Here is a 13853-nt window from a genome sequence, read left to right as displayed (position 1 = left end):
CTACTCCCCCATCATAGTGCTTTCCCTTAGTATTCTATTGATGTCCTCAAGTCTTTGAAAATCTAAGAAGTAATTAGTGGCTAATCTATTAAACTTAGCGGTAGGTATAATCACGGTGTCATCCTGTATATTAATTAAGTTCTCTTTTTTCATGAAATTCATCACTTGACTTATATACCATCTTCTTGTTCTAAAGGCTGTGGCATCATCTTCATTAATTAGGTTAAACCAGTATTTTGCTATATCTGTCATTGCAAGCTCTGTGCTTTCATCCACTGATTTATCTTCCATATCTTTAAAAAGCTCTAGTCTTTCTGTTATCTTTTCATCTAACTCACCTAATTGAATTATGTCTCTTAAACTTACTTTTTTCCCTGTACCTCCGTAAAACTCAGAAGTAAGTTGTATCATTATGTACATAGCTAAAAATAAATCAATGTTTTTCATCTCACCCTTTGGAAATATTTCTTTTTTCAATTCTGATCTCTTATACCCTAAAAAGTCATTGTCCACCTCGGGAATAAAATAAATTGTGTCATCAAACTTTTTAATCCTTACTTTAGCTTCTTCTTCAAAAGCTTCTAGGATTTCTCTTACTTTACTGTGGCTAAAGCACTGAAATAATTCTTTATCCTCTTTTGCAGATAACTCTCCATGGGTTAAAAGATAATTATATAATCTCATTGCTTTTCTTATATCTTCTAATATATACATGATTTTTTACTCCAATTTCATTATAATATTTGGGCAATTTAAAGTTTCTATTGTTACAAACTCCTGTTGTGAAGTGTTATTTGTTTTTTCTTTTATTGTAATTTTTTCTCCATCACTGCACTTATAAAAATTCATAGTGTTAAATGTATTTTGGCTATATTTATGTTGTATATCGTCAACCAATAGTTTTCTTAAATCAAACTCAATTTCTTCATTGTCATAAGTGTTTTCTTGTTCCCTTATCATTTCCTGAACATCTATGGTTCCAATTCTTAAAAGTTCGATAAAAACCTCAGAGAACTTTCTAATTGAAGGAACAAGTTTCAAATACTCTTCAGTGCTTTTGTTTTCAAAAAGTTGAACTAAAGCTTTTAAGTCAGTATCTTTATTACTAACTAAAAATTCTAAAACAGTGGTTACAATGCTCTTATACTCTTCCCTATTTTTCTGCTTCTCAATTAGGTCTTTATCTTCACTTTCCTCTATATCCATAAGAGTTTCCTCTTCCTCCTCTTCTTTTGTAAGGAGTTTTTGTTCTTTTAGCATATAGTTAATATTAAAGCTTTTAGGTAATTTAACATTAAGAAGTGGATTAAAAAGCTTATAAATACTTCCTAAAGCTGCGGGATTTTTCTCTAGTGGCTTTACTAAATCTTCTTTTATGCTAATTCTCTTATTATTATAATAAAAACTTGCTTCCTCTAAAGCCCGTTTGTATTCCTCTTTAAACTGGAAATGACCAGTGATTAACTCTGAAGCTTTATAAGAAATATTTGTTAAAAGTTCTTTTATTTTTCCTAGTTGCCTTAAGGATTCATAGGTTTCCTTAGGAAGCTCACTGGTAGCTAAACTGAGCCTTTCTTCCTCTAAGACAATAATTTCCTTTAGTTCATCAAACTTATTATTCTGTTCTTTTAAAACCTCTATATTCTTTAAATAGTTTTCTTCAAAACTCCTTTGTTCAATGGAGAAAATATTTTCTCTGGTTCTATATATAAAATTGTTTACCACATTAATTTGAGCAGTTATAAGGTTATTTATGTTTTCAATGGCTAGAAGTCCTTGTGCAAAGTTCTTTTTCTTCAAGCTGAGTTCTAATACCATTTGATTTATATCAATTTGAGTTTTTTCATCTACCTCTAGGGCCCCAAGTAAAAGTCTGTACCCCTCTTGTGTTAAGTTAAAAGTACTTTTATTATTATCCTTCTTAGAAGTTTTTTGCTGAAGAAGATGAAAATCAAAGGTTTTTTTCTCCCCAGTAGAGTAATCCAAAGTAGTGAAAATAAAAGGTTTTCCATCATTCCTTAAAATCTTGTAAACAATAAAATGAGTAATATTGTAGGCCTCTTCCTCCTGAAGAGGCTTATCATAATAACCAATTACTAAATCCTGCAAAAGACTTGCCATGGAGTTCAGGGTACACTCCTCATCCTTAAGGGATTTATCCAGTACAAAGCACATTAAACTGTAAACTAAGTTTATTAGTTCTAAGGGTGTAAACTTATCCTTAAAGGTAGTCAAAGTGGAAACCTTACTATCAATTAAAAAGGAGTAAGAAAGCTTTTCCATTCTCTTATGAAAGTTATTTAAAAAATCGTACATTAATTCATTCCTCTCTAAGCTCACTGTAATTTACTATTTCCTGTGGTATGTAAACCCCTGCTTCTAACAGCTTTAAAATCCTATGTTCATAGGGCTCTAACTCTTTCAAAAATACCACATCTATATTTTTATTTTGATTTTCACTACATGGAGGCAAAACTCTTCCTTCTGCTAGATTGACCATAGAAATATAAGCATTTCTAAAAAGCTCTATTTTAAAGGTAGAAGAGTATCTTTGCTTTAATCTCTCATAAATGCCAATACCCTCAAAATCAATATCTCCCCAATATAAAAGTTTTGAAGGATTAAAAAGATACTCCTCTACAGTAGCTTCATAATCATCAAAGGATTTTTCTATATTTTTACCGCGGGCATAAATAATTGTATCTATAGCTTCCCCCAAAAACCTATGCTGTCCTTCTATCATCAGCTTTCTTATGGTGTACCAAGTATCCTTATTTTCAAGAATTAAAACTATTTGATTTTGGTTTTTTCTAAAAGAGTAATAAACAAAGGGCTCTGGAGTAGCATAAACATTTAAGTCATTTATAGTCAAACCTACATTATGTAATATACTTTGCCCCCTACCTTCTTTTAGGAACTTTTCAAGTCCCCAAATTCTAAAGCTTCTCTCATTTATAGACATAGGAATTTGTAGCTCACTTTTTTTATTTCTAAAATAATCAATAAGGGCTTCTACATATTTTCTATGATTTTCATATTTCTTAAGATTTTTAAGATAGTACTCCCTATTAAAATTTAATGGGAAACTATAATTTATTTCCTCTTCAAGGTGAGATAAATCTTCTTCCCTTGGTTTAATCTTATACCTATTATAAAGCGGTGGTTCCATTCCATTAAACTTCCCTTTACCATGTCCACTTAAAGTTCCCTTAGCCACTTCAGTTTTTATTAGCTCAACCAAGCTTAAGTAGTTTTCTATTTTAAAGTGCTCTTGTATTTCAGAAATCGTAATAATCTTTTTACCAATATCATAGACAGACTTTATGATAATCAACCCCATTTTTCTGCATGTTTTATGTTTATTATACAGTATTTTTCAATGAAAAGGGTGATTTTAGCCCTAGGTGAAATAATATAATTACAGGTGAAAGAAACTATATCTTATTAATGTCAACTGGTTTATCTTGGATAATTATCTTGTAAATCCATTATATAGTGATATAATAAGTTTAAGAGATATATTTTATTAAAGAATAATAATTATTACAATGATTAAGGAGTGTTTTTCTATGGATATTAAAGAACTTCAAATATTAAAACAAGCAATAATTAACGAGGTTGAAGGAGCAGAGTTTTATAAATTAGCTGCTGCAAAGGAAGGAATCGCTGAAGAAGTTAAAAATGAATTTCTTTCTTTAGCTGAAGAAGAAGTAAAACATATTTCTTGGCTTAAAACTCTTTTTGAAAAAATAAAGGATGATAAAGAGGATGATTTTAATTTATCAATTATAGAGTCACTTCCATCACCAAGGATTTTTAGCTGGGATAACCTTGATAGAGAAAGTGCAACCATTGCAGTTTCAGTATTCGGCATAGCAATTCAAACAGAAAAAGCTGCTATGGAGTTTTATGAAAACTCAGCAAAAAATACTTCTATTACACAAGCTAAAGAACTTTATAAAATTTTAGCAAGTTGGGAAAAGCAACATTTAGAAATCTTCTCTAGAGAATATGAAAATTTGCTTGATCAGTGGTGGTCACAACAAGGTTATGCTCCTTTCTAATAGATGTGAGTATTCTTTTTGCTAGTTTTGTCTCCTGATTGGTTCCCCTTCTCTTAAAGGTGAATATACTATTTATCAGGGGGTGAGCTATATGAACTGGCAAATAAAATTAGAGTTTTTATTAAACAAACCTGTAGGGGTTTCTCTAGCAAATGGCCAAGGAGTTTCAGGGATTCTTTGCTCTGTAGAAAATGGAGAAATATACTTACTTGAATACTTATATCATGCACAATTTGCAACAAAACATTATACCTTTGATGAAATTCAAGATATACATCCCTTTCCAAAATGCTACAATAGATTTTAATTTCTTAGTTAATTAACTAATTAAAGTTTAGAAGTACTTACATTTACTTATTAGAAGATTTTATAGTATAATCTCTAAGAAATTAAATAGTATGCTTGAGTTAACGACACATGTGGTGCTTTGCTCGTAAATCTGATTACGGCACAAACACAACAGGTGTCTTTTTTGTTGTCTAAAATCAGCAATAATACTTTAGTCAAAGGAAAGGAAGGTATTTTTTATGCCAACAACTAAATTTCAAAAAGCAACTTTCCATCTTCATGAAGCAGTTGAATAGTAAAGTTCAAAATACTTCAATTGAAGCTACATAACAAATAAAAGCGTGCCTTTACACGCTTTTATTTTATCTTTAATTATATCTGTTTTTATTTCCTTCTATTATCTTTCAAATTTTTATCCCTTAATCATTTGATCTATTCTTTTACGTTTATAAGAGATCAATGTTATCGTATTATAGATTTCTTCAGGAATATTAATATATAAACTATATTTTTCTTTATCGTTGGAGGTTGAATTATTTATTATCTCTTCCTTATATTCACTTTGTCTCTTTTTTAGATTATTAAATACTTTTTCAATATTTAATACACCGAATCCTGTTTCTTGGTTAGGATAAACTCCAGATTCATCCTTTACTGTGGCTTGAATAAGGTAGTTTTTTATTTTGGATGAATACATATTGAGATCATTCTGTTCTACTATTCCCCATTGAACAAGTAATGCTGTAACTCCCGTTAAAATTGCTCCTGACACAGCAGAGCCACTAACTACAATAGGCTTATTATTTAATCCAACCGTTAATATATTTTGAGAGGCAACTGCTATGGAAGGGTTGATTCTGTTATCTGTTGTAAATCCTCTTCCTGAATCTTCCATAACTATATATTCTATTTCATTAAAAGAAGAGTTTACTATTACGTTGTTTGCTGTGGCTGGAGTCATTAAGGTGGTATATGGTGTTGATTTAACTAATCCTGTTTTCCCTACTGAAAATTCCTTTTGTTGAAACCAAGTATTAATTGTACCTCTTACCATTGTCTCTTTTTTAATATTTATTTTCCAGATTCCCCCTATAGCATTTTTTATGACAATATCAATTCTTTGCCCTAAAGTTACTTTATTTTCTAAGAAGTATTGGCAATAAATTGAGCTTTTCCCTAGGGTGAAATTTGCCTCTTCTCCATTAACTTGATTAATTGGGATTTTATCAATAGTTTCTCCTATAGGGTTTGTTATTCCTACGGTGATTACATCTGGCTCTCCATAATACAAAGAAAAAAAGAAATTCTGTTGCTCCTCATCCACATTTATTTCAATAGTTTTTTCTATTTCTTCATCTTCAAAATTTCTTTTAAGACATATAGGACTGCTCCCCTGGTCGCCAGTGCTCATAACCCCATAGAATCCTCTTCCTTGTGTGAAAAAATTTAAGTATCTCTCTCCCATGGTACTTCCATCATGGGCACCTAGATTAGTTCCTGCTGACAGGTATATTACAAAAGGTTTACCTACCGTTTGGTGTGTTTGATACAAGTACCTTATAGAGGTTGCAACTAAATGACTATCATAAACACTTCCCTTATAGTTTTCCACACCCCAATGTGCTAGATTCTCACAACAGGCTTCTTTAAGTTTTACTATAATAAACTCACAGCTAGGTGCAAAACTAGCTATTTCATCCTTATCCCCTAAACTTCTCCCTCCAATTATAGTAGCTATTGAAGTACCATAACCAGTTTCATCCCTATGATTTACAATATCATAGGGATTATTCCCTTTATTCTTAGCCTCAATTGCTTTATTTATATCCTCTCTTGTATATTCAGTTCCAAGAAAGAAGGATTTAGGCATAGGGCCTGTATCTACAGTTTGATCATATATGGCAATAATTCTAGTATTACCAGCTTCGTCCATAAACCTAGAGTTTAAATAATCTATTCCTGTACCAATTATCCCTACTACCATTCCTTTTCCATCTAAAGTAGTACTCCCTTTGCTCACGGCCTTTAAATTTGGAGCTTCATTACTTTCCTTTAAACTAAATAAGGTAAAGGGAAAATTTCTTTCTATGTTTATTATTTCAGGTATCTCTTTAAGTAGCTTGCTTAGCATCCCTTCTTTCACAAAAAAAAGTGTAAAATAAGGGCTTATAATATGAAATTTTGCATAGTCAATAGAACTGAGGTGATCTGTAAAATCACCAACATATTCCGCTAAATAAGTTTCATATTCCCTATTATAATAATAGCTACTTACTTCCTCAGCAGGAATTCCTTTTTGGGTCATACTATCAGATTCTCTATAAAATTCATTTTGATAATTGCTCTTAGAGCCTAGCATAAACCTAATCCCACCCTTTAAATTCTTGTGGTGTGTTCTAAATCAATATGATAGCTATTAAAGTTAAGTACACATCTCCCCTTATAAATAATTTATGTTAATTACTACTGTTTTGTTCAAGATTTTTTTAATGCTCAATATATCCTTCCTGTTAATCCCTATAAATGAAGCATTGAACCTTAGTCTAAGTGTTAGAACAAAAGCGTGTATGCACACGCCCTTTTAAACTCCTATAATCTTTGTAATTTTTTACATATAGTTTGAAACCTTGTAATATCAAGAACTCAAAGAAACTTTTTACATTCAAAAAAGTTGAACTTCCTGTATAATAAAAAAATTTGTTATTCAAAATTTTCCTTAAAACAAGTGGTAAGAAGTTTAGTATGTATATCTAGAAATTCTCGCCCAAATAATGGAATACTCAATTTATTTAGGGTATAATCATATTTAATAATGGTGAATAAACAATATACATAGTTCTATTGATTTTCTTATTGGATTAAGTACGACTCTTAGGTTATTTAACAATTTAATATGCATAAATACTCTCTAGATTTTGCTACTACAATTCAATTATCAATGAGGAACACTAGTGCTAGTATCATTATTTTTTAATAAAGGCTGAAATATAGATTGAGATTAAAACAAGAATTATTGAGGTGTAAATATGAAAATCGGAAAGTTTGCTGAACTAAATAATTTAACCATAGATACTGTCCGTCATTATATGGATATGAATTTAATAATTCCTGAAAAGCAAGGTGGACAATACAACTTTGATAGTAAATGCGAAAAAGACTTAGAAGATTTATTATCTCTAAAAGCTATGGGATTTTCCTTAGGGGAAATTAAAACTATCTTTATGTTTAAAAGATTAGGTAATCTAACTCAATATGAGGAAGATGAATGCTTCAAAGCACTTTTTAAAAATAAAGTTAGCAAATTAGAAAATCAAATTAAAGAGCTTAGTGAAATGAAAGAGAAGCTGAAAGAAAGATTAATGGAACTTTCAAAAAGTGAAAATAAGAGTAAAACTGTTATTGGGATAAACTTTAATGCACTTAGCCTTTTAAAATGCTTAAAATGTGAAAGTAATCTACAGCTTAGTGAAGGAAGCATAACAAATAATCAAATTATAACTGGAAAACTAAGGTGTTTATGTGGTGAAGAGTACCACATTGAAAATGGTATATTGATGGTTACTAATAGTAAGCTTGATTTTAGTGTTAAATACGACTTTAATCACATTGTTGACTATATAAGCGATACTAACATAGATTATCTTGATCATCTTTATCGTGGAATGGACTTTCTACATAAAAAAATTGATTTTTCTACTTTTAAAAACAAAGTTCTTCTAGAATTAGGCTCTGGCCTAGGCTTTTTTTTAAGAAGTATTTATGAAAATCTGCCTGAGGACTCTATATACATTGCTGTGGATCATGATATAAATAGGCATATATTTTTAAAGAATATATTAGAAACTGTAGATTATAAAAAAAATATTCTTTTTATTTGCTCAGATTTTCGCCAGCTCCCAATAAGGGATAAATCTATTGATACTGTTTTGGACGTTTCTGGAACAAGTAATTATAGTTTTCATAATGAAGACTTTCTCTTAAAACTAGTAGATAATTATGTGAAAGATAATGCAACTCTAATTGGAGCTTATATTTTATTCAAGAATTTTGCCCTAAACAGCTTAATAGAGCCTAAATACAGAAAGAATTTCATTGCAAATGATATTAAAAATCAACTTTCTAGCCTTCACTACAATATTTTTGAAGAAAACACTTCAAATTTTGTTGAAAAGGGTGGAAAGTATGAGAATTACTTTAGAGAAGGTGAAAAGGTTTATTCATATTCTCTCCTTGGCAAAAGGTAGGGTTAACCCTATCTTTTGTTTATTTTTTGGGTATTTTTTTTAATTCTATCTATTGATGTGGTGATGAGACCACCAATTATAATGAAACTAGAAGTTAGGGCACTTAACCCTAAAGAAAGGAAAGTGATTAAATTGGAAATATCAATAACCTCATTAAAGAATTCTTTTAAAACTAAGGACTTTTTAAATATAATTTTATTTTCAATAGCAAGCTGTATATCCCTCTTTGGAACTTCTATTTATAATTTTGCCCTTGGACTTTACGTGTTAAAAGTAACTGGTTCAGGCTTAAGCTTTGCAACCACCCTTGTTCTAGGAATTTTGTCTACTATTCTTGTTAATCCCTTTGCAGGTGTCCTTGCAGATAGGCTTGATAAGAAGCTCCTTGCTATAATTACTGATATGCTTAATGGAGTTTTACTCATAGGTTTATATCTTTTAACTATAGGCTATACCTTAAGCTTACCCATGATTTATACAACTACTTTTCTTCTAAATGTATTTACTACTGTTTATGGCATAAGTATTGAAGCATCAAAACCAAATTTAGTGTCTGAAAAAAGACTTATATCTTTAAATTCTATAAGTAAAGTAATTCAATCTGCCTCTTCTATTTTAGGTCCTATGATTGGTGGAGTAATCTTTGCTTTTATAGATATAAGGTACTTCATCTTAGTTAATGGAATTTCTTTTTTCATATCTGCAATGCTTCACGGAATTATGAATTTTAAATTCAATCATAGTGATAAGGAAATAATCAAAGAAAAAATGAACTTTAAAAAGGATATACAAGAGGGAGTTAATTATTTAAAAACCAGTAAAAATATTTTAAATATGTTTGGAGTTTTTATCGCCTTAAACTTTTTTCTTGGTCTTTCAATAACTGTACCACTGCCCTATATAATAAATAATGTTTTGAAGTTAAGTACTAAAGCTTTTGGTATAATAGAGGCTGCTTTTCCTATAGGAATGATTTTAGGTGCCCTTCTGATTAAAAAGGTCATGGCCACCCATCCCTACGGCAAAATCATAAAATTTACTGGTATATTACTGTCCCTTTCTATGGTAGCCATAGGTTTTTCAGTTATATTAAGCTATAAAGTTAATAATGAAGGTTTTTATTTAGTATACTTTATTTTAACTATGATACTAGCAGGTATTGCTATATCTTTCATCGATATTCCTATTTTCTATATACTACAGCAAGTTATTCCAGAAGAATTAAGAGGAAGAGTCCTTAGCCTTGGCATAAGTATAGCAAAGGTAATTTTACCTATTGCACTAATTCTGGCTGGAATCTTAATTAATCATATCCCTTCTTATATTTTGCCTATGCTAGGTGGTGCTGGACTTTGTATTTATACTGTGTTTTGCACTAAACTAGAATAATACTATTATTGTTTTAACTCTTCATGTCAACATCCTAAAAGCTACCTCTGAATACGTTACTCTTATCTCCGGAGATAGCTTTTATTTATTCATCTTATTCAACATAGTAACAAACTAAACCTATAAATTTCACTCCTTGCAGAAGAACACTTCTGCATTTAAGCTGTGGAACCAAAGAAAAAGTCATGTACTTTTACATGACTTTTTACTATTTATGCTTGATTTTTTATTCGCTTAAGGTTGTTTTTATCTTAGCTTTGCCTTGTGTCACATCGCTATAACCCTATATTTTCCACTAAACTTTTCATAGCTCTTACAAACTTAACCACAATTTTTAGTTTCCTGCTATTCTCTTACTAAATTCAACTTGTTCACTAGGTTTATTTCCTTCTAGTAATGAGTTTCCTTCCCCCTTAATATGCTTATCAAAGAAGGCAAGTGTATAATCATTAACTATTTTTATACACTGAAAGGAATCTATATTTCCAACGCCTAATTTCTTAGCTAAGAAGGGGGATATTCTTGGTAGATCCGTAAAGTTTAAGTGTCCAGAATCCTTTATACACAAGGAATATGCTGAGCTATTAGCATTATTATAAGCTTTTATATTGGGTAGATAGCTTGTTTCTTTTGCCTTTTCATCCAGGAATAAGGAGCCATACATCAACATAAGTGGTTTGTTGAACTTCTCTTCTGTGATTATTTCACCATTTTCACTATTTAATCCAGTAATATCACCTATCATAGTTCCATCAATAACAATAGCAGCCTTTACATCCTCACGTTCTCTTGCAACTTCTGCTGATGCAGCTCCGCCAAGAGAATGCCCCAAAAGTCCAATGTTTTCTAAATCCATGTGTCCCTTTAAAACCTCTCCTGAAGTACCCAAATTACCTGCTTTTAAACTATTAATAACAAGGTCTATGTCCGCCGTTCTTAAGTTTAACCAGTTATGAGTAATATTAAAAGCCTTTTGTCCTGTTATATCATCCACTTGAACTCCTATAGCTTCGTTAAGGAAATCTTGATTTACAATAGCTACCTTACCATCTGCAAAGGATGTATAAAAAGCTTGATAGGCATGGTCTATACTGGCAACAATGTAGCCATGACTGGCTAATTCTCTACAGGTTGAAGCATTACTCATACGCATACCAAAGGCTCCATGAGAAAATATAATTAAAGGGTACTCCTCTTTTGTTGTTGAAATTGTTGCATTATTGATATCATACTTCGCCTCAGCGCCCTGTCTATCTGAAGGGTACCAAAACTGTACTGCAACTTTACGATTTTCTCCCTCTTTTTTAGAAAGAGTTTCTATACGGTTATTGTCTGTAAAATCCATGACCACAGTCCCTACGTCAAAGGTCCCTGTTGGTTCTGGAAGTGAGTAAAAAGGTATAATAACTGTTGGAATTAACACACATATAACTAGTAAACCTATTTGAAATATGCGCCCTATGACAGCTAGAACTCTTCTTTTAGGTTGATTAGGATTATGCTTAAAAATTCTTATTATAGTAATTAAAAACAAAGTAATGGTAAATATATAAAGTGGAACAAATCTTGCTGTTACTGCTTCCTGATCAATGAAAAGATGAAGTACCATAGCAATCACTGCAGCTAAAGGCATAAAGTCAAGAAATCTAGGCACTTTTTTAATTGGTAGTAGTGGCCATATAAGCACTGGTATATTTAATAGGATTATTAATATTTCTAAAATGGTTAACATAATGAACCTCCTAAAATTTACAACTATTTATATATTAATTGTAAATCTTAGGAGGCTTTTACACATGTGCCCAGGGTAACAACTTAAGTCATAATTACCTATGACCTGGGTCATATTTGATTTTTAAGCTGTGCCTTAATATATACTAAATTGATAATTATATTTACTAGCTATTTTTTGAAGCTTCTTTAATAGCATATAAGGTGAGCTTACTTCTATCATCCACTTCTAGTTTGCTATAAAGACTACTAATATAATTCTTAACAGTGCCCACTGAAATATAAAGTTTTTTAGCTATTTCAGTATTTGACATACCTTCACCAACTAAATTAAGTATATCTTTTTCACGGTCAGTAAGTTCTGATTTATTATTTTTCTCTTTTAAACTAACAGATTTCCTTGAATTTAACTCACCATGGTCCTCTGTTTGAGACAGTTGATGACTTATCTCCCCCTCTAGGTTTTGAGCCAAGATATTCTTTGTTGCTCCTGTAATATGAGAAATTATCTTAGCTGCAATTTCAGGCTGCATGATAGAGTTTCCATTATGGGCATCTCTAATGGCTGTCACCAGCTTTTCAGAGGAAAGATCCTTAAGAATATAACCCACAGCTCCACTTTTTAATGCATCAATAATAAACTCATCATCGTCAAAGGTAGTTAAAATTAATACCTTCACTTTTGGATATTTTTCTTTGATAATTCTTGTAGCTTCTACCCCGTCCATCACTGGCATACGTATATCCATAAGTATCACATCTGGTTGTGCACCTGGAAGTTTCTCCAAGGCATCCTTACCATTCTCAGCTAGTTCAACTACAGTTAAGTCCTGTTCTAAATCTAATAAGGTTTTAAGTCCTTCTCTCATTAACCTTTGATCTTCTGTAATCATTACTTTAATTTTCACTTTTTATACCACCTCACAAGGAATTAATGCCTTTGTTTTAAAGCCTTCACCTACAGAACTAGAAAATTCTACTGTTCCCTTTAACCCTTCAATTCTTTCTTGGATTCCTTGAGTTCCATATCCCTTTTTCATACTTGTACATCCTATACCATTATCAAATATGCTTAACTTCAGCGTATAATTTTCCTTTTCCATATGAATTTGGATTTCACTAGCCTGTCCATGCCTAACTGAATTCGTAATGCTTTCTTGTATCACTCTAAACAGTGCAATCTCAATTTGGGATGGTAATTTTATATCTTTGGGAAGTAAATTATTTAAGGTGATTTTCACCTTTGTACTTTCCATAGTTTCATTAATAATAACATTAATAGAGGCAAAAAAAGATTTTTCCTCCATAGCCTGAGGTCTTAGGGCTTTTATGCTACGCTTAACATCATTAAATCCACTCCTTGATAGCTTCTGAGCTTTTTCAAGTTCTGCTGGCAACCTAGAGGGGTCTAAAGCTGTTAACTTTTTACAAGCCTCTAATTGAACAATGAGAGTAGTTAGCGTATGCGCAAGGGTATCATGAATTTCTCTAGCCATCCTTGTTCTTTCTTGTTCTACTGAAAGCTTTTCTGCTATTGCTGATTTTTCTATAAGCTTTTTATATGCTTCTTCCAGCTCATCCTTCATCTTTGCCAATTTTTCCTTTTCCCTAATTTGGACCTTTACCAAGTAGCTCATACCAACCACAAAAGCTATAGAAACTCCATAATTAAAAATCATTGGTAAAAAGGACTGTGCCATAGTTTCAAAACCATTTTTTAAAGCATCAATAAAAAACATGGACACTATATAACTGCTCACTAGAAATATAGAATATATAAAAGGATGAATAATAACGGTGGAGGATACGCAAATAAAAAATAAAAGTAAATTGAAGTCATTTTTGTCAATTACCCCTATGGATATAATAAGAAGCATTTCAAGTGCTATGCTTGCCCACACATAACCTATGGGTTTATTTTTAGAAACTAGGAAATAATCTCTTGAGTAGTTAGTAAAAAATATTAGTACAATAATGGGTATAATATAGGTTAGTTTGTTTAAATTGTTGTTGATCATTAATAAAACTGTGGCTGAAATATATGTAAACAATTTTATCCAATTTGTAAAACCTCTGATTTGAAACTCCTTTGTCATAAAATCCTCCCATAACACTATTACTATAAATCTATTACACT

The 13853-nt window shown here is 31.1% G+C and carries 11 protein-coding genes; 4 read left to right on the top strand and 7 right to left on the bottom strand.

Going from position 1 to position 13853, the window contains the following annotated elements:
• The 3 genes from C661_RS0116365 to C661_RS0116355 are packed head-to-tail and all read right to left on the bottom strand — an operon-like array spanning window position 1 to window position 3340.
• On the bottom strand, window positions 1-714 hold the full coding sequence (locus C661_RS0116365; RefSeq protein WP_017416429.1) for a DUF6063 family protein: 714 nt from the start codon (window positions 712-714) through the stop codon (window positions 1-3).
• Window positions 715-720: 6 nt separating this feature from the next.
• A complete protein-coding gene (locus C661_RS0116360; protein WP_017416428.1) occupies window positions 721-2316 on the bottom strand; it encodes a hypothetical protein in 1596 nt (531 codons plus the stop codon).
• A 4-nt stretch (window positions 2317-2320) separates the two neighbouring features.
• On the bottom strand, window positions 2321-3340 hold the full coding sequence (locus tag C661_RS0116355; protein WP_017416427.1) for a Wadjet anti-phage system protein JetD domain-containing protein: 1020 nt from the start codon (window positions 3338-3340) through the stop codon (window positions 2321-2323).
• Window positions 3341-3569: 229 nt separating this feature from the next.
• Between C661_RS0116355 and C661_RS0116350 the strand changes: the two genes are divergently transcribed.
• Window positions 3570-4064, top strand: coding sequence for a ferritin family protein (locus C661_RS0116350; protein WP_017416426.1), 495 nt, complete (start codon window positions 3570-3572; stop codon window positions 4062-4064).
• Window positions 4065-4155: 91 nt separating this feature from the next.
• The gene (locus C661_RS0116345; RefSeq protein ID WP_017416425.1) at window positions 4156-4371 is read left to right on the top strand and encodes a hypothetical protein; all 216 of its coding nucleotides are present in this window, start codon (window positions 4156-4158) and stop codon (window positions 4369-4371) included.
• Between the two features lie 393 nt (window positions 4372-4764).
• Here C661_RS0116345 and C661_RS0116340 read toward each other — a convergent pair whose 3' ends face one another.
• Window positions 4765-6711 (bottom strand): S8 family peptidase, encoded by a 1947-nt coding sequence (locus C661_RS0116340; RefSeq protein WP_017416424.1) that lies wholly within the window; start codon window positions 6709-6711, stop codon window positions 4765-4767.
• Between the two features lie 667 nt (window positions 6712-7378).
• On the opposite strand from C661_RS0116340, the gene C661_RS0116335 reads away from it, so the two are divergent.
• Window positions 7379-8596, top strand: a complete 1218-nt coding sequence (locus tag C661_RS0116335) for a MerR family transcriptional regulator (protein ID WP_017416423.1) — start codon at window positions 7379-7381, stop codon at window positions 8594-8596.
• 63 nt (window positions 8597-8659) lie between these two features.
• Entirely contained in the window at window positions 8660-9985 is a 1326-nt protein-coding gene (locus tag C661_RS0116330; RefSeq protein ID WP_017416422.1) for an MFS transporter, read from the top strand.
• Window positions 9986-10319: 334 nt separating this feature from the next.
• On the opposite strand, the gene C661_RS0116325 is transcribed toward C661_RS0116330, so the two are convergent.
• From C661_RS0116325 to C661_RS0116315, 3 genes are all read right to left on the bottom strand, one after another.
• Entirely contained in the window at window positions 10320-11717 is a 1398-nt protein-coding gene (locus C661_RS0116325; protein ID WP_017416421.1) for an alpha/beta hydrolase family protein, read from the bottom strand.
• A gap of 166 nt (window positions 11718-11883) precedes the next feature.
• Window positions 11884-12624: a response regulator transcription factor gene (locus tag C661_RS0116320; RefSeq protein WP_017416420.1), complete on the bottom strand. Its 741-nt coding sequence runs from the start codon at window positions 12622-12624 to the stop codon at window positions 11884-11886.
• 3 nt (window positions 12625-12627) lie between these two features.
• On the bottom strand, window positions 12628-13812 hold the full coding sequence (locus tag C661_RS0116315) for a sensor histidine kinase (RefSeq protein ID WP_017416419.1): 1185 nt from the start codon (window positions 13810-13812) through the stop codon (window positions 12628-12630).
• Between the last annotated feature and the right edge of the window lie 41 nt (window positions 13813-13853).

The organism is Clostridium tunisiense TJ, assembly GCF_000300195.1.
Lineage (GTDB): Bacteria > Bacillota > Clostridia > Clostridiales > Clostridiaceae > Clostridium_J > Clostridium_J tunisiense.
The sequence above is the reverse complement of the archived record's forward strand: the minus strand, read 5'-3'. Positions and strand labels throughout refer to the sequence as shown.

Excerpts from the sequence above, each read along its gene's own strand:
- C661_RS0116365 (WP_017416429.1), bottom strand. The coding sequence starts at position 714 with ATGTATATATTAGAAGATATAAGAAAAGCAATGAGATTATATAATTAT.
- C661_RS0116360 (WP_017416428.1), bottom strand. The coding sequence starts at position 2,316 with ATGTACGATTTTTTAAATAACTTTCATAAGAGAATGGAAAAGCTTTCT.
- C661_RS0116355 (WP_017416427.1), bottom strand. The coding sequence starts at position 3,340 with ATGGGGTTGATTATCATAAAGTCTGTCTATGATATTGGTAAAAAGATT.
- C661_RS0116350 (WP_017416426.1), top strand. The coding sequence starts at position 3,570 with ATGGATATTAAAGAACTTCAAATATTAAAACAAGCAATAATTAACGAG.
- C661_RS0116345 (WP_017416425.1), top strand. The coding sequence starts at position 4,156 with ATGAACTGGCAAATAAAATTAGAGTTTTTATTAAACAAACCTGTAGGG.
- C661_RS0116340 (WP_017416424.1), bottom strand. The coding sequence starts at position 6,711 with ATGCTAGGCTCTAAGAGCAATTATCAAAATGAATTTTATAGAGAATCT.
- C661_RS0116335 (WP_017416423.1), top strand. The coding sequence starts at position 7,379 with ATGAAAATCGGAAAGTTTGCTGAACTAAATAATTTAACCATAGATACT.
- C661_RS0116330 (WP_017416422.1), top strand. The coding sequence starts at position 8,660 with ATGAGACCACCAATTATAATGAAACTAGAAGTTAGGGCACTTAACCCT.
- C661_RS0116325 (WP_017416421.1), bottom strand. The coding sequence starts at position 11,717 with ATGTTAACCATTTTAGAAATATTAATAATCCTATTAAATATACCAGTG.
- C661_RS0116315 (WP_017416419.1), bottom strand. The coding sequence starts at position 13,812 with ATGACAAAGGAGTTTCAAATCAGAGGTTTTACAAATTGGATAAAATTG.